At 72.7% G+C, this 21,225-nt stretch carries 17 protein-coding genes and 1 other RNA gene; 8 read left to right on the top strand and 10 right to left on the bottom strand.

Going from position 1 to position 21,225, the window contains the following annotated elements; genetic code table 11:
• Window positions 1-27 precede the first annotated feature (27 nt).
• The 8 genes from PSU4_RS17685 to PSU4_RS17720 form a co-directional block, all read right to left on the bottom strand.
• Complete coding sequence (locus tag PSU4_RS17685; RefSeq protein ID WP_147109653.1) at window positions 28-1,359, bottom strand: DUF2252 domain-containing protein; 1,332 nt, start codon at window positions 1,357-1,359, stop codon at window positions 28-30.
• A gap of 81 nt (window positions 1,360-1,440) precedes the next feature.
• A complete protein-coding gene (locus PSU4_RS17690) occupies window positions 1,441-2,994 on the bottom strand; it encodes an AMP-binding protein (RefSeq protein ID WP_186817024.1) in 1,554 nt (517 codons plus the stop codon).
• Complete coding sequence (locus tag PSU4_RS17695; RefSeq protein ID WP_147109657.1) at window positions 2,991-3,869, bottom strand: amidohydrolase family protein; 879 nt, start codon at window positions 3,867-3,869, stop codon at window positions 2,991-2,993. The genes PSU4_RS17690 and PSU4_RS17695 overlap by 4 nt, the downstream gene beginning before the upstream one ends.
• Window positions 3,866-4,756: an SDR family NAD(P)-dependent oxidoreductase gene (locus PSU4_RS17700; RefSeq protein WP_147109659.1), complete on the bottom strand. Its 891-nt coding sequence runs from the start codon at window positions 4,754-4,756 to the stop codon at window positions 3,866-3,868. Before PSU4_RS17700 ends, PSU4_RS17695 begins: the two co-directional genes overlap by 4 nt.
• Window positions 4,757-4,763: 7 nt before the next feature.
• Entirely contained in the window at window positions 4,764-5,933 is a 1,170-nt protein-coding gene (locus PSU4_RS17705) for an acyl-CoA dehydrogenase family protein (protein ID WP_222596310.1), read from the bottom strand.
• Entirely contained in the window at window positions 5,933-6,778 is an 846-nt protein-coding gene (locus tag PSU4_RS17710; protein ID WP_147109663.1) for a MaoC/PaaZ C-terminal domain-containing protein, read from the bottom strand. Before PSU4_RS17710 ends, PSU4_RS17705 begins: the two co-directional genes overlap by 1 nt.
• 24 nt (window positions 6,779-6,802) lie before the next feature.
• The gene (locus PSU4_RS17715; RefSeq protein WP_147109665.1) at window positions 6,803-8,431 is read right to left on the bottom strand and encodes an ABC transporter substrate-binding protein; all 1,629 of its coding nucleotides are present in this window, start codon (window positions 8,429-8,431) and stop codon (window positions 6,803-6,805) included.
• Window positions 8,432-8,614: 183 nt separating this feature from the next.
• Window positions 8,615-9,070 (bottom strand): low molecular weight protein-tyrosine-phosphatase, encoded by a 456-nt coding sequence (locus PSU4_RS17720; protein WP_147109667.1) that lies wholly within the window; start codon window positions 9,068-9,070, stop codon window positions 8,615-8,617.
• A gap of 128 nt (window positions 9,071-9,198) precedes the next feature.
• On the opposite strand from PSU4_RS17720, the gene cobC reads away from it, so the two are divergent.
• The 4 genes from cobC to PSU4_RS17740 are packed head-to-tail and all read left to right on the top strand — an operon-like array spanning window position 9,199 to window position 12,831.
• Window positions 9,199-10,290, top strand: a complete 1,092-nt coding sequence (cobC, locus tag PSU4_RS17725) for an Rv2231c family histidinol phosphate aminotransferase CobC (protein WP_147109669.1) — start codon at window positions 9,199-9,201, stop codon at window positions 10,288-10,290.
• Window positions 10,287-11,435: a Nif3-like dinuclear metal center hexameric protein gene (locus PSU4_RS17730; RefSeq protein ID WP_147109671.1), complete on the top strand. Its 1,149-nt coding sequence runs from the start codon at window positions 10,287-10,289 to the stop codon at window positions 11,433-11,435. The genes cobC and PSU4_RS17730 overlap by 4 nt, the downstream gene beginning before the upstream one ends.
• Window positions 11,432-12,172 (top strand): zinc ribbon domain-containing protein, encoded by a 741-nt coding sequence (locus PSU4_RS17735; RefSeq protein ID WP_147109673.1) that lies wholly within the window; start codon window positions 11,432-11,434, stop codon window positions 12,170-12,172. The genes PSU4_RS17730 and PSU4_RS17735 overlap by 4 nt, the downstream gene beginning before the upstream one ends.
• Window positions 12,169-12,831 carry a histidine phosphatase family protein gene (locus PSU4_RS17740; protein ID WP_222596311.1) on the top strand — a complete coding sequence of 221 codons (663 nt, stop codon included), beginning with the start codon at window positions 12,169-12,171 and terminating at the stop codon, window positions 12,829-12,831. The genes PSU4_RS17735 and PSU4_RS17740 overlap by 4 nt, the downstream gene beginning before the upstream one ends.
• Window positions 12,832-12,887: 56 nt before the next feature.
• Here the strand turns inward: PSU4_RS17740 and PSU4_RS17745 are convergent, their stop codons facing one another.
• Entirely contained in the window at window positions 12,888-14,171 is a 1,284-nt protein-coding gene (locus tag PSU4_RS17745) for an ArsB/NhaD family transporter (protein ID WP_147109675.1), read from the bottom strand.
• A 15-nt stretch (window positions 14,172-14,186) separates the two neighbouring features.
• Window positions 14,187-14,948, bottom strand: a complete 762-nt coding sequence (locus PSU4_RS17750) for a sulfite exporter TauE/SafE family protein (protein WP_147109678.1) — start codon at window positions 14,946-14,948, stop codon at window positions 14,187-14,189.
• A 91-nt stretch (window positions 14,949-15,039) separates the two neighbouring features.
• Here PSU4_RS17750 and rnpB point away from each other — a divergent pair.
• From rnpB to mads7, 4 genes are all read left to right on the top strand, one after another.
• Window positions 15,040-15,438: RNase P RNA component class A (rnpB, locus tag PSU4_RS17755), an RNA gene on the top strand.
• Window positions 15,439-15,730: 292 nt separating this feature from the next.
• Window positions 15,731-18,685 (top strand): protein kinase domain-containing protein, encoded by a 2,955-nt coding sequence (locus PSU4_RS17760; RefSeq protein WP_186817025.1) that lies wholly within the window; start codon window positions 15,731-15,733, stop codon window positions 18,683-18,685.
• On the top strand, window positions 18,664-19,551 hold the full coding sequence (locus PSU4_RS17765) for a hypothetical protein (RefSeq protein ID WP_147109682.1): 888 nt from the start codon (window positions 18,664-18,666) through the stop codon (window positions 19,549-19,551). The genes PSU4_RS17760 and PSU4_RS17765 overlap by 22 nt, the downstream gene beginning before the upstream one ends.
• A 2-nt stretch (window positions 19,552-19,553) precedes the next feature.
• On the top strand, window positions 19,554-21,209 hold the full coding sequence (gene mads7 / locus PSU4_RS17770) for a methylation-associated defense system protein MAD7 (RefSeq protein WP_147109684.1): 1,656 nt from the start codon (window positions 19,554-19,556) through the stop codon (window positions 21,207-21,209).
• Window positions 21,210-21,225 lie beyond the last annotated feature (16 nt).

Below are 21,225 nucleotides of genomic sequence, written 5' to 3' on the forward strand. Positions count from 1 at the left end.
ATCGCCACTCACGAGGGGCTCGGGCGGTCACCAGCCGGACGCCGTCGGCAGCACACCGGCGCCGATCGCCTCGACCAGCCGGGCGTGGTCGACGGCGTTCTGGTCGGCGTAGGCCGAGGCGAAGGCGGTCATGCCGTCGTCGAAGGCCCGGCCGCGGCCGAGATAGGCGTCGATCGCCACCGGGTCGCCGGACCGGGCGTGGGAGCGGGCCAGGACGTGCCCGCACGCCGTCGCGAACTCGGGAAGCCGTGGCGCGATCAGCTCACCGTGCGCGATGACCTTCATGTCCCGGAACTGTCGCACGTAGTAGTCGTGGCCGCGCGCACTCGCCCAGCCGACGAACACGTCGGTCGCGCTCTGCACCAGCCGTTTGCCCTCGATCACCCGGCGGCCGTGGGCGACGTAGCGGCTCGACCCGCAGAACGGCTCGTACACCGACTCGCCCGCCTGCTTGATCTGCAGGAACAGCGGATCGGTCGTGTCCCGGCCCTGCAGCAGGAGCAGGTGCACCCGCATTCCGACGCTGCCGACGCCGACGACCTGACGTACCGCGTCGACGGGGGTGAACCGGTCGAGCAGGTGACGACGCTCGTCGGGCAGCGACTCGCGGTAGTGGGCGAACAGCTCGTCGGCGGGGCCGTCGGGGCGGTGCTCGCGGATCGGTGGGTCCTCGCTGATCCGCAGCCGGCCGTCGCGGATCTCGGTGAGCTTGCGCAGCACCCCGCGGTGGGTCCGGCGCTGCGCCTTGCGCGCGATGTGGGCGGCGGCGCGCGGGCGGTCGGCGTCGGTGAACACCGACAGGAACCTGTCGACGTGGATCAGGTCGTACCAGGTGTCGAGGACGTGTGCGCCGGCGTACCGCGCGATCTGCGTCCGGTACGCGGTGAGGCACTGTGCGACCGCCCCGGCCGCGTCGCCGCCGTGTTCGCGGGCCAGCACCTCGATGCTGGTGACGAGCCGTGCGACGTCCCACTCGAAGGGCCCGGGCAGGGTCTCGTCGAAGTCGCGGAGGTCGAACGACAGGTTCCGTTCGGGGGTGGCCCAGAGCCCGAAGTTGAGCAGGTGGGCGTCGCCGCAGAGCTGGACGGTGAGCCCGCTGTGCGGGCGGGCCGCGAGGTCGGCGGCCATCACGGCTGCCGCTCCGCGGTAGAACGTCCATGGTGACGCGCTCATCCGGCCCCAGCGCACGGGGACGAGGTCGGCGGCGCGGATCGCGTTCTGTGCCTGGAGGATGTCGAGCACGTCGAGGGTGCGCAACGACGGCGTCCAGTCGCCGAACGCGCGCCGGGGTGCGCGCTCCCGAGCGGCTCTGCCGAGGTCGGCGCCGTCTTGTTCCGCCACTCCGGCCACTGTGGTCACACGCAGACGCTAGCGGCGACAGGGCCGTCGACGGAACTCGTTCTCGTGAGCGGTAATAGTCGCTATGGCGACTATTACCGCTCACAGGAGTCGTCGACGGGCCCAGCGTAGGTCGGCCTTGCCGCTCGCCAGCCGTTCCACCTCCGGGGCCAGCAGGAGCCTGCGGGGCTTCTTGTACGACGCCAGCCGGGAGGACACGAAGTCGCGCAACGTATCCGGGTCGGCCTCGCGGCCCTGCTCCAGCGCGACGACGGCGCCGACGACGCTGCCGTAGGTCGGGTCCGGCACCCCCACGACGACGACGTCGCGCACCGCCGGGTGCTCGCGCAGCACGATCTCGACCTCGTCGGCGTACACCTTCTCGCCGCCGGTGTTGATGACGGAGCTGCCGCGGCCGAGCAGTTCGAGGCGGCCGTCGGCGCCGAGGCGGGCCATGTCGCCCGGGATCGAGAGCCGGACGCCGCCGAGGTCGCGGAAGGCGCCCGCGGTCTTCTCGGGGTCCCCGGCGTACCCGGCGTTCTCGACGACAGGCGCCGCGAGCAGCCCGACCACACCCGAGCCGGGGACGACGTCGTGGTCGTCCTCGTCGAGCAGCCGGGCGCCTGCGGCGAGCTCGAAGCCGCCGAGCCGGTCGTCGGGGGTGTCGCGGGTGACGACCGAGACCGCGTAGAGCCCGCCCTCGGACGCGGCGATGGAATCGTGCAGCGCCAGGTCGGCGTGCGTGAGCAGGCGGCGTTTGACCGCCGGGCTCCACACGGCGCCGATGCTGCGGATCCGTCGCAGGGACGCGATGCGCGACGGCCGGTCCGCGGCGGCGTCGGCGTCGAGGGCGTCGAGCAGGCGCAGCGCGAACGCGTCGCCGACGATCGTCAGGTCGGTGACGCCGTGCCGGTCGATCGTCGACGCCAGGTCCTCGCCGGAGGTGCTGCGGCCCGGCAGCAGCGCGACCGGTGCCCCACCGGCCAGTGACCCGAGTGCGGAGTACAGCCCGGTGCCGTGCATCAGCGGCGGCGCGGGCAGCCAGACGATCCCGTCGGGCCCCTTCGGGTCGACGGCCAGCGCGGCGCGCAGGGCGTCGACGCCCTCGGCCCGGTCCAGCCCCAGCAACCGCAGCGTCCCGGACTGGGCGGTGCGGCAGCGCTCGGTGTGCGACCCGACGACCGCCTTCGGGTTCCCCGTCGTCCCGCCGGTGTAGAGGAGCCACTCCCGGTCGCCGTCGCGTTCGGTCCGGGGGAGAGGCGGGCCGTCGACTCCGTCCCCGAGGCGCGCCACTATCGGTGCCCGGGCGACGTCGAGCAGGTCCTCGTCGGCGATCACCGCTTTCGCGTCCGCGTCGGCCAGCACGTAGGCGGCTTCCTCGGCGCGGTAGCGGTAGTTGACGTTGACCATCGTCGCCCGCAGCTTCCAGATCGCGAACAGCGCGACGAGGTAGCCGGGGGAGTTGCGGGCCATCATCGCGACGCGGTCGCCGTCGCCGATGCCGTGCCCGGCCAGCCACCCGGCCAGCCGGGCGGCGGAGTCCTCGAACGCGCCCCAGGTCAGCGACTCGTCGCCGCAGGCGACGGCGAGCCGGTCCGGAGCGAGGTCGGCGACGAGCTCGAAGTGCGTCGCCAGATCGTCCGGAAGGGGTGTCACCGCGACTCCAGCCCGAAGAGCCGCGCCGCGTTGTGCAGCATGATGTCGGGCTTGACCGAGTCGCGGATCTCGGTCTTCTCCAGGTCGGCCGTCCAGCGCTCCGGGGTGAACAGCGGGAAGTCCGTCCCGAACAGGACCTTCTTGCGCAGCAACGTGTTCGCGTACTGCACCAGCTGCGGCGGGAAGTACTTGGGCGACCAGCCCGACAGGTCGATGTAGACCTGCGCCTTGTGCGTGGCCACCGACAGCGCGACGTCCTGCCACGGGAACGAGGGGTGGGCCATGATGATCGGCATGTCGGGGAAGTCGACGGCGACGTCGTCGAGGTGGAGCGGGTCGGAGTACTTGAGCCGCACCCCGCCCCCGCCCTTGGTGCCCGCGCCCACGCCGTTCTGGCCGGTGTGGAACAGGGCGGGCAGCTGGTACTCGGCGAGCACCTCGTAGATCGGGAACGCGACCGGGTCGTTGGGATAGAACTCCTGGACGCTGGGGTGGAACTTGAACCCCCTGAACCCGTAGGTCTCGATCAGCCGCCGCGCGATCCGCGCGCCGCCCTTGCCGCGCAACGGGTGCACGCTCGCGAACGGGATGATCGCGTCGGTGTGCTCGGCCGCGAGCTCGCCGATCTCCTCGTTGGTCGGGGCGTGCTCCGACGGTTCGCCGAGGCTGTCGATCGTGAACGCGACCGCGGCCATGTTGCGCTGCCGGTAGAACTCGGCGATCCCGGGCAGGTCCATGCCGAGGATGTCGGAGCCGAACCGGGCCCGCATCTGCTCCATCCGCGCCCCGCCCTCGGGACTCGCCGCGGCGGCCCGCGAGAAGTGGACGTGGGTGTGGACGTCGATGGCCCGCAGGGTGGCGATGTCGAGGCTCATGAGTGGCGCTCCGGGGCGTAGGCCTGCAGGTGCGGCTGCAGCTGCGCGGGGAACTCCTTGGCGATGGCCTCTGCGGTCCATCCGCCGGGCATCGACGCCTCCGCCGCGACGGCGGGGTGCGTCCAGACGGTGATGTTGTCCCCACCGACGCCGAGCGCCTGTCCGGTGACCTCCGCGGCGGCGTCGGACAGCAGCCACACCAGCAGCGGAGCGACGTCCTCGGCGCTGCCCACGCCGCCCGCCCGCAGCGGCTCCGGCACCGGCTCGCCACGTTCGAGGGCGGCGACGGCGTCGGCGAACGCGGGGATCGTCGCCACCATGCGGGTGAGCGCGACCGGGACCAGCGCGTTCACGGTGATGCCGTGGCGGGCGGTCTCGGCGGCCAGGGTGCGGGCCATGCCGACGATCCCGGCCTTGGCGGCGGAGTAGTTGGTCTGCCCGAAGCTCGCGCGCTGGCCGGCGGGGGAGCCGACGAGCACGAGCCGCCCGCCCTCGCCCTGCTCGCGGAACCGGGCGATCGCGGCGCGGGCGCAGGTGAACGTGCCGCGCAGGTGGGTGGCGATGACGGCGTCCCAGTCGTCGTCGGACATCTTGGCGACGGACCGGTCGCGCAGCAGGCCTGCGTTGGTGACCATGGCGTCGAGCCGGCCGAAGCGCTCGACGGCGGCGGCGACGAGCGCGTCGGCGGTCGCGGTGGGTCCGACCGGCGCGACGACGGCGACCGCAGCGCCACCGTCGGCCTCGATCTCGGCGACGACCCCGGCCGCGGCGTCGGCGTCGACGTCGTTGACCACGACGCCCGCCCCGGCCGCCGCGACGGCCTTCGCGTAGGCGCGGCCCAGGCCGCGCCCCGATCCGGTCACGACGACCGAACGTCCTGTCAGCATCTCCTGATCACTCCCCGATCGTGGCGAGGGCGACGTGGCCCTTGAGCAGGTTGCGCGCGATGGTGCGGCGCTGGATCTCGTCGGTGCCCTCGTAGATGCGCAGCAGCCGCAGCTCGCGGTACCAGCGCTCGACGGGCAGTTCCTTCGTGTAGCCCATGCCGCCGTGGATCTGCAGGACCCGGTCGACGACCTGGTTGGCCATGAGCGCGCCGGTCAGCTTCGCGATCGACGTGGCGTGCCGGGCGTCGCGACCGGTCTCGGCCCGCCACGCCGCGTGCAGCGTCAGCCACTTCGTCGACTCGATCTCGACGGCCGAGTCCGCGATCTGCCACTGGATCGCCTGGTACTCCGCGATCTTGTGGCCCATCGACTCGCGGACCGTCGCGTGCTCGACGGCCATGCCCAGCAGTCGTTCCGCCGAGCCGACGGCTTTCGCCGGGATCAGGTAGCGGCCCTGCCCGATCCAGCGCAGCGCCTTCTCGAAGCCCTTGCCCACCTCACCCAGGACGTTGCGCGCCGGCACCCGGACCTCGTCGAACGACAGTGACGCCGGCCCCCATTCGCCCATCGTCGGGATCGGCGACGAGGTCCAGCCCATCTCGCGGTCAACGAGGAAGCAGGTGACGCCGCCGTCGGCACCCAGGTCGGGGTCGGTGACGGCGAACAGGATGGCGAAGTCGGCCTCGGTGCCGCCGGTGATGAACGTCTTCTCACCCGTGATCACCCAGTCGTCGCCGTCGCGGCGGGCACGGGTGCGGATGTTGCGGGCGTCCGACCCCGCACCCGGCTCGGTGATCGCGAAGCAGCTGCGCCGCTGCCCGGCGATCGTCGGCAGCAGGTAGGTGTCCTGCTGGTCCGGCGAGGCATCGAACAGGATGTTGTCGGCCGACCCGCCGAACCGGAACGGGACGAACGTGCGGCCCAGCTCCATCGTCAGCACGGCGTTCATGACGGGCCCCAGCGCGATCCCGCCGAACTCCTCGGGCGTGGTGATGCCCCAGAAACCCATTGTGTGGGCCTTGTCCTGCAACGACTCCAGGACACCCGGTTCGAGACCCGGCCGGCCGTCCCGCTCGTTGCGCAGCACCTGCGCCTCGAGCGGGACGACCTCACGGGTGACGAACGCGCGCACGGTGTCGCGGATCGCGCGCTGCTCGTCGGACAGCGAGAAGTCGATCATCGCTCCGTCACGCTCGCCCGGCCGCGGTCGAGCACCACCGTGCCGTCGTCCAGACGAGTGCGGAACCAGACGTCGCCGCCGTCGCGCCAGGCCTCGACGGTCAGCGTCTGCCCGGGCAGCACCGTCGAGGAGAACCGGCCCGACATCGCGGCGAGGCGGTCCGGGTCGCCACCGCACACCGTCGCGAGCAGCGCCCGGCCCGTCACCCCGTAGGTGCACAGCCCGTGCAGGATCGGGGTGTCGAACCCGCCCTTGGCCGCGAACGCCGGATCGGAGTGCAACGGGTTGCGGTCGCCCGAGAGCCGGTAGAGCAGCGCCTGCTCCGGGCGGGTCGCGTAGGTGACGGTGTGGTCGGGCGCCCGGTCGGGCGGCGTCCACGTCTGCGTCGAGCCCCGCTCGCCGCCGAAACCGCCCTCGCCGCGGATGAACACGGCGCTGCGGTTGGTGGCGAGCGGCGCGCCACCGTCGAGGACCGCCGTGGCCTCGACGGACACGAGCGCACCCGATCCCTTGTCGTGCACGCCGGTGATCCGGGCCGTCGTCGTCACGGTGCCCTCGACGGGCACCGGGCGGTGCAGCACCAGGTCCTGCTCGGCGTGCACGAGCATCGCCCGGTCGACGTCGCCAAAGCTCGGCGTCGGCGCCTGGGACAGGAGCACGGCGAACGTGGGGAGCACCCGCTGCACCACGCCGTCGGAGTTCTCCGTCGTGAACTCCAGTTCCTCGGTGGGGGCGCCGAGCCCGGCACCCACCCCGACGGCGTACAGCAGTGCGTCCGTCGAGTCCCACGACCGCGTGCACGGCGCACCCTCGCGCCCGACGGCGCCCGGGTCGATCGGCATGTCAGCTCTCCTTCGTGGGGGCGGTCACCGGTCGAGCCACATGTTCGCGAAGAACGTGTCGCGGGTCAGATACCGCTGCATGCCTTCGACCTCGGGCTTCGCGATCGTCGACAGGTAGCCGCGGCTGTAGTACGCGACCGCCAGGTCGTCGTTGGTGAGCTGCTGGACCTGCTGGTAGGCCTTCGCGAGCTCGTCCGGGTCCGTCGTCGACACCGCCGTGTCGAGCAGGGCGTCGACCTGAGGGTTCGAGTATTCGCCGTAGTTCGTGCTGCCACCGCTGTGGAACAGGTTGTAGGCGCCCGGGAACGGGGTGTCGGTGGGCCCGCCGACCCAGCCCGCGATCTGGAAGTCGTGGCTCTGCACAACGCTCGAGGAGTACTGCGCGAGGTCGTAGAACTGGACCTGGATGTCGATACCGGCTGCCTTGAGCTGGGCCTGCAGGAACTCCGCGAACGCGACGCGGTTGGGCGCGTTGGTCGTCTTGTACTGGACGGTCGCGTTGCCGCCACCGGCCTTGTAGTCGGCGACGAGCTGCTTGGCCTTCTCGATGTCGAACGCGGGCCAGCTGTCGCGCGACTGCTGGGTCGAGTACGGCGTGTCGTCGCCGAAGTAGCCGCTCGCGCGCTCCATCTGGCCGCGGTACTGGCTGGCGGCCAACGCGTTCAGGTCGATCGAGCGGATCACGGCCTCACGCATCCGCCGGTCGTCGAACGGTGCCTTCTGCTGGTTGAAGTAGATGTACTCCGCCCCGTTGCCGGAGCCGTAGTAGACCTTCAGGTTCGGGTTGCCCAGACCGCGGATCAGCTCGGTGTGATAGCCGCCGAACATCACGTCGACGTCACCGTTCTCGATCGAGGCGTAGCGGGTCTCGGTGTCGGGCAGCGGCCGGAACTCCAGGCCGTCCAGATGCGGGAGCCCCTGCTGCCAGTAGTTCGGGTTCTTCGACAGGGTCAGCTTGGAGTCGCGCACCCAGCTGCTGAACACGAACGGCCCGGCCCCGACCGGCTCCTTCGCGATCCCGGCCTCGCCCTTCTCCTGCAACGCCTTCGGGGAGACGATCGTGCCGAGGTTGCCGGAGCTGAACGGCAGCGCGAACAGCTGCGGGAACGTGCCGCTGGGGTTCTTCAACGTGAACTCGACGGTCGTCGGGTCGACCGCGCGCATCGATCCGATGACGACGGCGTACCGGTTCGAGGGCGAGGACTTCTTGTCGATGTGGCGCTGCACGTTGGTGATGACGGACTGGGCGTCGAGCGGCGTGCCGTCGGAGAACGTCACCTCGGGGCGCAGGCCCATCCGCCAGGTGGTGCCGTTGTCGGTGGTGTCCATCGACTTGGCCAGGTAGGGCTGGGGGACGCCCTTGTCGTCGAGCTTGAGCAGTGAGTCGTAGACGGCCAGGGCGGCCATGTTGGAGTTCTGGATGGTCGGGTCGAAACTGACGATCTCGCGGTCCTCGGCGAGGATCAGCGTGCCGCCGTTCTTCGCGGGGGCCTCGGTGGCGAGGTCGTCGCCGAACGGGTTCACGGTCCGCAGCTCGGGCCCGTCCGCGCCGCCGCCGGCGTTGCTGCCGCAGGCCGTGAGCAGGAGGGTGCCGACCGCGAGGACCGCTACCGCGGCGCGGGTGGGCCAGCGGCGTGGGAGAGACCGGTTCATACCGGCACCACCCCCCTGGGGCACTGGTGCAGCGTTCCGGTCAGCTCGTCCGTCGACAGTGACGGCAACACCCATGGTGGGCCTCCCGCTCTCGGTATGAAACGGACCGTAGCGATGTGGCCCCAATTATGGCAACCAGATTGTTAACAATCATGGTGACGGCGAGGGCGGGTTGGAGCGCGGTCACACCTGGGCCCGCACCCACTCGACCAGACCGGGCATCGCCGACTCGATCAACAGGAGGACCTCGTCGAATCCCTCCGGCGGGCCGTAGAAGGGGTCGGGGACCTCGGCGTCGGAGGGGGCCTGCGGGTCGAACGAACGCAGCAGCCGCACCCGGTCGGGCTCGGGCACCTGCCTGCGCAGCAGGGTCAGGTGCCCGCGGTCGAGCGCCACCACCAGATCGGCCGACAGGCTCTCGGAGTCGATCTGGCGTGCCACGTGGTCGGTGTCGTAACCCTTGCTGCGCAACAGTTCCACGACCCGGGGGTCGGCGGGCTCACCGGCGTGCCACCCGCCCGTCCCGGCGCTGGTGACGACGACGTCACGCACACCGGCGCGGTCGAGATGGGCGCGGAGCACCTGCGCGGCCATGGGGGAGCGGCAGATGTTGCCCGTACAGACGAAACTGACATGCACCCGGCCACCGTAGGGCGCACCACCCGCGGTGCACGCCCGCGCGAGCCGGATCACAAACCGGGCAGGCCCCCGGCGTCACGGCTCGTCCCGGCAAGACGCCCGGACCGATCACCGTAGGGTGACGTCCCATGGTGGCAGACCACGACGACCCCGGCCCGCTCCCCGCGGATCCGCTGCGTCACCACGGCGACGTCGAGACCGCGCCCGGCCTGCTCGACCTCGCCGTCAACGTGCAGGGCGACGCGCCGCCGCGGTGGCTGCGCGACCGGCTGGCCGCAGCGCTCGACGACCTCGCCGCCTACCCGACGGCCGCCCACGACGCCGCCGCCCGCGAGGCCGTCGCGGTCCGGCACGCCCGCTCCGTGGACGACGTCCTCGTGCTGGCAGGCAGCGCCGAGGGCTTCGCGATGCTCCCGCGGCTGCGGCCCGCGCTCGCCGCCGTCGTGCACCCCGGGTTCACCGAGCCCGAGGCCGCGCTGCGCGACGCCGGCGTCCCGGTCGCCCGCGTCCTCACCGACGCCGACGACGGGCACCGCCTCGACCCGGCCGCCGTGCCCACCGACGCGGACCTCGTCGTCGTCGGCAACCCCACCAACCCGACCGGTGTGCTGCATCCCGCCGACACGCTGCGCGCCCTGGCCCGGCCGGGGCGGACGCTCGTCGTCGACGAGGCGTTCGCCGACGCCGTGCCGGGCGAGCCCGAGTCCCTCGCCGCTGCCGCCGGTGTCCCGGGGCTGCTGGTGCTGCGCAGCCTCACCAAGACGTGGGCGTTGGCCGGGCTGCGCGCCGGCTACGCCCTCGGTGCCCCGGAACTCCTTGCGCGCCTTGCGGTGGGGCGGCCGCACTGGCCCGTCGGCACCCTGGTGCTGGAGGCGGTGCGGGCGTGCAGCGAGCCCGCCGCGCTCGCCGCGGCCGCCGACGCCGCCGCGCAGCTCGCGGACCGGCGCGCCACGCAGGCCGCCGCACTGGCTGCGGTCCCCGGGGTGCACGTGGCCCCCGGTGTCGCGCCCTACCTGCTGCTCACCCTGCCCGCCGGCACCGGCCCGGCGGTGCGCGACCGCTTGCGCGCCAGGGGGATCGCCGTCCGCCGGGGCGACACGTTCCCCGGCCTCGGACCCGACCACGTCCGTGTCGCCGTCCGCGCCCCACACGTCGCCGCCCGCCTCGCCGACGCCCTCCGGGACGCCCTCGCCGACGTCACCCGGGAGGCCGCCGCATGACCACCCTGCGCGAGGTCGTCGCCGCCCTCGACGCCGCCTACCCGCCGCGGCTCGCCGCCGACTGGGACGCCGTCGGCCTCGTCTGCGGCGACCCCGACGACGAGGTCCGCCGCGTCCACATCGCCGTCGACCCCGTCGCCGAGACCGTCGACGAGGCGCTCGCCGCCGGTGCCGACCTGCTCGTCACCCACCATCCGCTGCTGCTGCGCGGCGTCCACGGCGTCGGCGCCGACACCCCCAAGGGGGCGTTGCTGCACAGGCTGATCCGCGGTGGCGCCGGCCTCTTCACCGCCCACACCAACGCCGACTCCGCCTCGCCTGGGGTGTCCGACGCGCTCGCCGCCGCGATCGGCCTCACCGTCGAGGGGCCGCTGCAGGCCGCGCCCGCACCGGCGCTCGACAAGATCATCGCGTTCGTCCCGACCGGCCCCGAGCTCACCACCGTCCACGAGGCCCTCTCCGACGCCGGCGCCGGGCACATCGGCGACTACAGCCACTGCTCCTTCGCGACGGCGGGGACCGGCCAGTTCCTGCCCCACGAGGGCGCCCGGCCCACGATCGGCGCCGTCGGCAAGCTCGAACGCGTCGCCGAGACCCGCATCGAGATGGTGCTGCCCCGGCACCGCCGTGCCGCCGTCGTCGCCGCGCTGCTGGCCTCCCACCCCTACGAGGAACCGGCCTACGACGTCCTCGAGCTCGCCGAGCTGCCCTCCCAACTCGGGCTCGGCCGGATCGGGACGCTCGACACCGCGGAACCGTTGTCCGCCTTCACCGATCGTGTCGCCGCGGGCCTGCCCGCCACCGCGTGGGGCGTGCGCGCCGCGGGCGATCCCGACCGGATGGTCCGGCGCGTCGCGGTGTGCGGTGGCGCCGGCGACTCCGCCCTCGACGCCGCCGCGGCCGCGGGCGTCGACGCCTACGTCACCGCCGACCTGCGCCACCATCCCGCCTCCGAACACGTCCTCGCCGGGACCGGTCCCCGCCCGCCGCGGCCGGCGCTCGTCGACGTCGCACACTGGGCGTCGGAATGGCCGTGGTGCGCGCAGGCCGCCGACGTCGTCCGCGCCGCGACAGGCGGTAGCGTCGACGTCGGTGTCTCGCGGTTGCGGACCGACCCGTGGACCATCGGAAGGAACCCCACATGAAGGCCGACCCGGCCGACCAACGCCGGCTGCTGGACCTCGCGGAGGTCGACGCCGAGCTGGCCCGGCTCGCCCACCGTCGCCGCACCCTCCCCGAGGACGGCGAGCACGCCACCGCGGAGAAGGCGGTGCAGGCGGCCAAGGACAAGCTGGTCGGCATCGAGACCTCCGCGGGGGACCTCGACCGCGACATCCGCCGCATCGAGCGCGACGTCGAGGGCGTGCGCGCCCGCACCGTCCGCGACCAGGAGATGCTGGCGTCGGCCGGGGTCGGTGCCAAGCAGGCCTCCGACCTGCAGCACGAGCTCGAGACCCTCGCCCGCCGCCAGGGCGTCCTGGAGGACGAGCAGCTCGAGATCATGGAGCAGCGCGAAGCCGTCGGCATCGACCTCGACCACGCCCGCGGTGAGCTCGCCACCGCGGAGGAGACGCTGACCGACGTCGGCGCCCGCCGTGACTCCGCGCTCGCCGACATCACCGCCTCCGAGGCGGGCAGGCGACGCGCCCGCGCCGACGCGGTCGCCTCGATCGGCGCCGCCGACCTGCTCGCCGCCTACGAGACCCGCCTGAGCCAGGGCCGGGTCGGGGCCGGGCTGCTGCGCGAACGCCGTTGCGGCGCATGCCGTCTGGAGCTCGACCGGACGTTCATCGGCCAGCTGCGCGCCGCCGCTGCCGACGACGTCGTCCACTGCGAGGAGTGCGGCGCCATCCTCGTCCGCACCCCGGAGTCGGGTCTGTGACGTCGTCCGCCCCGGCGGCGAGCGCCGCCTGGACCGGGCAGGTCGGCGCCCCCACCCGGATGCTGCTGCTGCGCCACGGCCAGACGCCGCTGTCGGTGGAGCGCCGCTACTCCGGTCACGGGGACCCCGAGCTCAGCGACCTCGGCCGCGCCCAGGCCGCCGGCGCCGCCGCCCGGCTCGCCGGCGTCACCGGGATCGCGGCCGTCCTCACCTCGCCGCTGCGCCGCACGCGCGCCACGGCCCAGGCGGTCGCCGACGCGACGGGGGCGCCGCTGGTCGTGCGCGACGGTCTGATCGAGACGAACTTCGGAACCTGGGACGGGCTCACCTTCGCCGAGGCGCGCGAGCTCGATCCCGACGCCCACGCCCGCTGGCTGGGCAGCCAGGACGTCGCCCCGCCCGGGGGAGAGAGCTTCGCGCAGGTCGGCGCCCGGGTGGTGGTCGAGCGGGACGCGATCCTCGCCGAGTACCCGGCGTCGACGGTCGTCGTCGTCAGCCACGTGACGCCGATCAAGCTGCTGCTGCAGCAGGCGCTGGGCGCGGGCCCGTCGATCCTCTACCGGCTGCACCTGGACACCGCGTCGCTGTCCATCGCCGACTTCTATCCCGACGGCGGCACCTCGGTCCGGCTGGTGAACGACACCTCGCACCTGCCCTGATCGCCGGTCGTGGTGGATCGGCGACGGATGCGTCGCCGATCCGCCTCATCCCATGATCACAGGCCTGCTACGCGCAGGGCCAGCCACAGTGCGCAGGTCGCGGCAGCGAGCGCGGCGGGGACGGTCAGCAGGCCCAGCCTCGTGAACTCGCCCGGCGCGACCCGGGTGCCGCGCGCGCCCAGGATCTGCCGCCACAGCAACGTCGCCAGCGACCCGACGAACGTCAGGTTCGGGCCGATGTTCACCCCCAGCAGGACGGCGAGGACCAGGCCGGTCCGGGTGCTCGGGGGAGCGGTCGCGACCACGTCGAGCAGCACCAGCGTCGCCGGGATGTTGTTGACGACGTTCGCCAGCACCGCCGCGATCCCCGCCACCGCCAGCAGCACGAGCAGCGAGGTGGCGTCCGGGGTCGGGACGAGCCTGCGCAGCAGGTCGGTCAGCCCGTGCGCGCCCACCGCCGCCACCACGATCCCCAGTGCCGGCACGAACAGGCAGAACAGCGGATCGACGGCCCGCACGACCCCGGCGACGCCGATCCACCGCGTCGTCAGCGAGCGGGCCGCCAGCACCACTGCTCCGGCGGCCGCGACCCAGACGGGCTCCAGCCCGACCGTCGACGACACCCCGAACCCGACCAGCGTCAGCCCCAGCACGACCAGCGCGAACCGCGGCGGTGCGGTTCCGTTGGCCGGCGTCCTCGGAGTCGTCGTCGGAGTCGGCGTCGGAGCGGCCGCCGGCAGGTCGGCGCGGAAGAACAACCGCACGACCACGTACTCGACGGCGACCGCCACCAGCCACGGCAGCGCCATCAACCCCGCGAACCCCAGGAACGACACCCCCGCCGCGCCGAACGCCAGCAGGTTCGTCAGGTTCGACACCGGCAGCAGCAGCGACGCGGAGTTCGACAGGTGCCCGCACGCGTAGGCATGCGCCCGGCCCGGCACCGCCAGCCGGCGCGCCGTCAGCAACACCACCGGCGTCAGCAGCACCACCGTCGCGTCCAGGCTCAGCACCACCGTCGTCGCCGACGCCGCCCCGAACACCAGACCCAGCAGCCGCACCGGCCGCCCCCGCGACCCCACCGCCAGCCGCGCCCCCAACCAGGCGAAGACGCCCTCGGCCTCGGCGAGCCGGCCCAGCAGCAGGATCGCCGCCAGGAACCCGACCGTCGGCCCCAACGCAGCCACCTCGGCCAGCGCCGCCGGCACCGGCAGCAACCCCACCGCGACGACGACCGCGGCCGCCGGCACCGCGGCCACCGCCTCGGGCAGCCCACGCGGGCGCACCGCCGCGACGACGAGCACCACGACGAGCAGCAGCGCCGAGACCGCGGCGGCCATCTACGCGGCGGCCATCTACGTCAGGAACAACCAGATCGAGACGCCCACACCGAGGAGGACGACGCACCAGCGCAGCACGTTCTCCGGCATCCTCCGCGCGATCCGCGCCCCCACGAAACCGCCGACCAGCGTCGCCGGGGCCAGCAGCGCCACCGCCGACCACTCCACCGGTGCGCGCAGCGAGAAGATCAGCACCGTCACCGTCGCGACGATCAGCGACAGCAGACCCTTCAGCGCGTTCAGCCGGACCAGCCGGTCGTTGGCCAGCAACGACAGCGTCGAGATCAGGATGACGCCCAGCGCCCCGCCGAAGTAGCCGCCGTACACCGCGGCCAGGAACACCGCGGGCAGCAGCACCCCCATGCGGTCGGGCGCCTCGGCCTCCGGTGTGCCGATCTTCTTCTTCAGCCACGGCCCGACTGCCATCACCAGGCTCGCCAGCAGCACCAGGACCGGGACGACGGCGTCGAACACGCTCTGCGGCAACAACAGCAGCAACACGCACCCGACCGCGGCCCCCGCCACCGCCGCCACGGCCGTGAACGCGATCCGGCGGCCCTGCCCCACCAGCTCGGTCCGCTGCCCCACGACGTTGCCGAGATAGCCGGGCCACTGCGCGATCGAGTTCGTGACGTTCGCGTTCAACGGCGGCAGCCCCACCGCCAGCAGGGCCGGGAACACCAGCAACGACCCGCCGCCCGCGATGGCGTTCACCGCACCGGCCACCAGGCCCGCCACGAGCAGGAACGTCAGACTTCCGGCGGTCAGGTGCAGCACGTCCCGACGGTAATCGGCGTCCTCGGCCTTCGCCGCCGCGACCCCGTGGTGATCGCGCCACACCGGGGGCCCGTAGAGTTCAGGGCGCGGACGAGTCGGTCGGGCGGCCGCGTCGACGGCCTCCGGGTCGTCGCCGAGGAAAGTCCGGACTCCGCAGGGCAGGGTGGTTGTCAACGGCAACCCGGGGCGACCCGCGGGACAGTGCCACAGAGAACAGACCGCCTCCGGTGAGAATCGGGGGTAAGGGTGAAACGGTGGTGTAAGAGACCACCAGCACCCCGGGTGACCGGGGTGGCTAGGTAAACCCCACCCGGAGCAAGGCCAAGAGGCTCCCGCGAGGGAGCTGCGCAGACGTTCGAGGGCGGCCCGTCCGAGTCTGCGGGTAGGCCGCAGGAGTGCGTCGGCAACGGCGGACCGAGATGGATGGTCGCCGAACGGAGGGCCGCGAGGTCCCCGGGAACAGGATCCGGCTTACAGACCGACTCGTCCGCCCCGTCTCCCGCGACAGGTCGCTCGGATCCGAACGACCGTTGCGGCGATTGTCCGAGTCGATACGTCCGAGCGGCGGAGCCCGCGACAGCGCGTCACAATTTCGGCAGCGAACGACCCCATTTTGGTCACGGTCCGCAATGCAGTGAATTGCATTCTCGCTCAATGGGGTGGCTCGAGCAGCGTGCCGAATTCGATCTACTACGGTGAGTCGCATCCGCGGTCGGGGGACCGGAGAGAACTGGGCCCATGGGGTCCTTCTTCCGGACGGGCCGACGATGGGGAGCGACGACTTGGCACGTCTACACGTCCTCGGTGACTGGCACGGCCCGGGCGAGGAGGGAACCGCGCGGCGGCTCGCTCACGAGCTACCGGCCGACTGGGACATCGTCGCCGGCCGCGACATCCCCGACGGGATGGGCACCGTCGACCTCGATCTCGTCGTCGTCTCCCCACGGGCGGTGTACCTGTGCGAGGAGAAGTCGTGGGGCCGCCACGTCGTCGTCGGAGAGGTCGGCTGGTACGTCAACGGGGAACGCCGGCACAGCCCGAACAGCCAGGTGCAGCACGCCACCCGGGTGCTCGCCGGACGGATCAAGACCCGCATCCCCGGTTGGCGCAAGGCCGAGAACGCATTTCCGCACGGGCACCGGATGGTGCGCGGACATGTCGTGCTCTCGCACCCGACGCTGCACCTCGAGGGCGCCGCCGAGCTCGGCGAGGACGTCGTGCTCGCCCTCGACGACGCGGCACCCACGCTGCTCCGCCTGGATGCCACGTGCCCGACGTCGATGGCGCCGCTGCGGCAGGAGCTCATGGGATTTCTGCTCGGGCTCCCCGCCCGGGGGCCCGAAGCGCCGCCGACGTTCATCTACCAGTACCGCGTCGAGCGCCGTCCGATGCAGCGCGGACACGCGCTCGTCTACCCGTCGCGCAACCCGGCGGGCGAGCTGGTGGACCTGGTGTCGGTACCGGTCGCGGGTGCCGCTGACCCCGAGCGGGCGCGGCTCCTCGCGACCCGTGAGCACGACGCACTGGCCGCCCTGGCCGCCGACGACCGGGCCTGGCGCGTCCAGGGCTGGTTCGAGCTGGACGGCCGACTCATCACCCCCACCACCGTCGCCACCGACGGCACCAGCCTGGCGAAGCTCGCCGCATCCCGGCGGGCGGAGCCGGGTGACGACGGCCGGGTGCCGCCGAGCATCGGAGTCCCGGTCGTGCACGACGCCTTCCTCGCCCTGGCCCAGGTCCATGCGCGCGGCATCACCCACCGCGCGCTGCGGTTGCGCAGTATCGAGGTCACCGAGCACAACCGGGTCCGGTTCCGCGACTTCGACCGCGCGCACCTCCCGACGGCGGAGACGATCGCGCCGTCGCTCGACGACACGCACCCGTCGGCGAGCTTCCGCGCGCCGGGCGTGACGATGGAGATGTTCACCCCGGCCGACGATCTCTACAGCCTCGCGCTGAGCCTCGTCCAATGGCTCCACGGCGACGCCACCGATCACCCCGACCACGCGCTCGCGGCCCGGCGTGCCCCCGAGTACCCCGTCGTCGGTGAGGTGCTGGCGCGATGCCTGGCACGCACACCGGGGGACACCTTCACCGCAGCCGACGCCGCCACCGCGACCGACCAGGCGCCGCCACCGGCCCCGCCCGAGCCGCCGGGCCCCCGCCGGACCGACCCGGTCGACGACGAACGGATCGGGCAGGACGCCCTGCTGGCAGGGCGCTATCGCCTGCTGCGCAAGCTCGGCGAGGGCGCATGGGCAGTGACGTGGCTCGCCCACGACGAGAACCTCGACGAACGTCGGACGATCAAACACCTGCGGCCGGGCCGCGTGACACCCGAGCAGGTCAAGGCGGAGTACGAGCACGCGAGCCTGCTGCGCAGCCACCGGTGCGCCCGGGTGTACGACCGCCTGGCTCGGCCGGAACCCGGAGTGCTGGTGCAGGAGTACGTCCCCGGGGAGACGTTGCACGAGCTCACGACGGGACGCCCCGCACTCGATCGTGAGCAGGCCCGCCGGATCGCGGTCGACGTGCTGAACGGCCTGGCCCACGCTCACTCGCAGTCGATCTACCACCGCGACGTCAGCCCCAACAACATCGTGGTCCGTGAGGACGGCCGTGCCGTTCTGATCGACTTCGGGTTGGCCTCGCGGGCCGACGCGGCGCAGTCCGCGGTCGGGTCGCCGCCCTACACCGCTCCCGAGGTGTGGTCGCGGCGGCTGTGGTCGCCGTCGGCCGACATCTACAGCGCCGCCGCGTCGGTCCTGCACGCCCTGCTCGGGCGGCTGCCCTACGCGGGTCCGGGCATCGACGAGCGTCGCACCCTGGTGCCGCCCGCGGCGGACAAGGTCGAACGGTACGGCCGCCTGCTCGACGCGCTCTACCGCGCGGTCCAGGCCGACCCCGGAGACCGCCCGTCCGATGCCGGTGCCTTCGCCGAGGAGCTGGCGCGTGTCGACGACATCGTCGTCGTCCCGGGACGGCGCGTGGTGAACCCGACGGTCGCTGCGTTGCGCGGCCTGTACCGGCACAGCGGGATCGGCAACTCCGGCAACCGGGGCCTCGACGACGAGTTCGCCCACGACACCTACGTCCGCACCCGTCTGGATCACGAACTGCTCCCGGCCGTCGTCGCCGGGGAGCTCGACGTGGTGGTGCTCTCGGGCAACCCCGGCGACGGGAAGACGTCGTTCCTGGTCAAGGTCGGCACCGAGCTCGACGCGGCCGGTGCGGTCACCGTCCACGAGGACGAGGCAGGCTGGCGCCGCCGGCTCGACGGCCGGACCTACGCGGCGGTCTACGACGCGTCGGAGTCGCACGGCGAGCTCAGTTCCGACGATCTCCTGCGTCGTGCTCTCGATCCTGGCGAGGGCGACGACCCGGCCCGTCGCACCGTGTTGATCGCCGCCAACGACGGACGGATCGCGCAGTTCTGCCTCGACAATGCGGAGCGCTATCCCGATGCCTCACGGGAGCTGGACCGGCAGCGGCTCGGCGCGCCCGCCCCACGCGGCTCCCGGACGGTGCTGGTCGACCTCAAGCGTCGTGCACTCGCGATGCCCGACCTCGACGGGCCGGCGCTGGGCGCGAACGTCCTCGCGTCGTTGACGGTGCTGCACCGGTGGCAGGTCTGCGGGGGCTGCGAGGTGCGCGACGTCTGCCCGATCAAGCGCGCAACGCCGAGCAGTTCCGCACGGGCCAGGCCAAGAAGGCGGTGGCCGAGCTGCTGCTGGTGAGCCATCTGCGCCGGAGGCGCCGGGCGACCGTCCGGGACCTCCGCTCGGCGTTCGGCTGGCTCGTCACCGGGGACGCGTCGTGCGACGACATCCACGACGACGTGGAGCGGGGCCTCGACCCGCGACGCGGCCGGCGGGCCTTCGACCTCGCGTTCGACGCCGCCAGCGGCGACTACCTCGTCCAGGAGTGGGCCGACGTCGACCCGGCACGGCTCCCGGCGCCGGCGGTCGCGCGGGCGGCGCGCGGCCGCCGCGACCTGGTGCCCGACCTCGCGGGGCTCGACACCGCGACGATGACGCATCTGAAGCGGGCGGTGTACTTCGGCGAGGCCGACATCGCGACCGCGCGCGCCGAGGTCCGCAGCTACCGGCACTTCGAGGCGTTCCTCGACGCGTTGCGGAACCCCGTGGCAGGCCTGCCGCGGATCCTGCTGGGAATCTCGCGGGTCCTGGCGTTCGCCGGGTATCCCGACGAAGGTGCGCTCGCGTTGCGCGAGAGGGTTTTCGACGACCCGTCGGTACGGTCGATCGTGGTGGTCAAGGAGCTCCCGGCCGCGGACTTCGAGCTCGTGAGCGCGACCGCCGAGGCGCCGTACGTCGAGTCGTTCCCCGACCAGCTGGAGCTGCGCCACCGCGGCTCGAACGCGCGGCTGCGGATCACCCTCGACACCGCGGAGCTGTTGCTGCGCTCGGCCGACGGGGAGATCCTCGGCGACACCGCGTCGGCGGCGCTGCGCAAGGAGATCCAGAGCTTCGGTGACCGCCTACGTCTGGAGCCGGCGCGTTCGGTGCGCATCGTCGACGGCGCGGGCTCGTCGCTCAGTGCGCGTGTGACACCTGACGGCCGCATCGTGCGGGAAGGCTGAGAATGACGATCACGCTGCCGCTGCCGCTGCGCACCTACCAGTACCGCACACTGACGGTGTTCTCGTTGCTCGACACCGACACAGACCGGGTCCTGCCGCAGCTGTTCGAGATGTGTGTCAAGGGCGGCAGGTCGAGCCGCTCGCGCACCGACGCGAAGGACTACGACGGCTACCGCCGCACGATGCTGGCGAGCAGGACGGTGGAGGGGTTCGACGACCATCCCCGCGACCTGGCGCTGCTCGACGGCTGGCTGCGCTCGTGCGTGGTCGACATGGGTGCGGTGGGGCGGGCGAATACCGGTGAGCAGATGCTGGCGGTCGCCCCGTCGACCCTGGCGGTGTACCGGGCCGGTCTGCCGAAGGAACGTCACCGCCATCGCGGGATCGACGACGTCGTGTACCGACTCATGCTCGAGGCGGTCTCCCGGCAAGGCCGGGCCGAAGACACCGGAGTCGCGACGGCCGAGCTGCGTGACCTCGTGACCCGCACGATCGGCCGTGGTCTGGCCATCGGCCCCGGGCCTCGGTGGGAGCCCCGCCTGGAGGACCCGGCCGCCCTGGACATCGGTGCGTTGCTCGCGTTCCGGTTCGTCGAGGGCTTCGACATGGGCGACGCCAGAGAGGTCGACACCGACGCCGCCGACAGCTCCCTGCCCGGCGTCGCCGCGGCCCTCGGTGACACCCTGCTCGCCCACCTGCGCGTCTACGGCGAGCGCCTGCCGGTCCCGGCGCTGATGTCGAGCTTCGCCGCCGTCATGGCGCTGGGCCTGTTCACCTTCAGCCTGCGTGCCGACGCCGCAGCCCACCACCTGTTGCGCACCGGCGAACGTCCCGGCGACCTGGGCGACGGGCCCGCACCGGCGTCGCCCCTGGAGATGTACTGCGACTTCACCGGCGACCTCGGGTCCGAGTCCGACCGGCTGTCGCGCCGCTGCGTCGAACGCGACCTCGACCGGGTGCGGCTCGCCTTCCGGGACCGCATGACGTTCGTCGTCGTCGAGCAGGCCCTCCCACGCATCGCCGGGGAGCTGGAACGGCTGGCCGGAGCCTCGCGTGCGGACCGGCTCGTCCGGCTGGCCGAGCTGCGCGACCACCGGCGCGTCGAGTCCTACGCGGAAGGCAGGATCGACGACCTGGTCGCCGAGGCCGCGGACTCCGACGAGGCTACCGGTCCCGAGCTCGACTTCCTGCGCAAGGTGCAGGGGGCCGACACGTCCGAGCTGGACAAGCTGCTGGACATCGTCGAGCACGTCAACCAGACCCGTGCGATGAAGAACGCCGTCGCCTGGTTCTGGTCGGTGGGTGCGCTCGAGAAGCCCTACGGGCTTCTGCGCGGATCGTCACGCCACCGGCGCTCCTGGCGCTACGCCCCGGGGGACGAGCTGCTCACCGCCCTGCTCATGGCCGTGTTCGTCGACGAGGACGGCAGGTCCAGCCGCGAGACGATGTCGCTGCGGGAGGTCCTCGACGCGCTCGCGAACCGATTCGGCATCCTCGTCGACCGACCGCCGGCGTTCCTCGACGGGGCCGAGGCCCGCGAGGCCGCGACCGCGAACCGCAACGCCTTCACCCAGCGGCTCCAGCTACTGGGCTGCTTCGACAGCCTCTCCGACGACTTCTCGGTGCAGATCGTCCGTCACCCACTCGGAGCCGCCTGATGTCCGCGCCCACCCT

Source organism: Pseudonocardia sulfidoxydans NBRC 16205 (assembly GCF_007989085.1).
GTDB classification, from domain to species: Bacteria; Actinomycetota; Actinomycetes; order Mycobacteriales; family Pseudonocardiaceae; genus Pseudonocardia; species Pseudonocardia sulfidoxydans.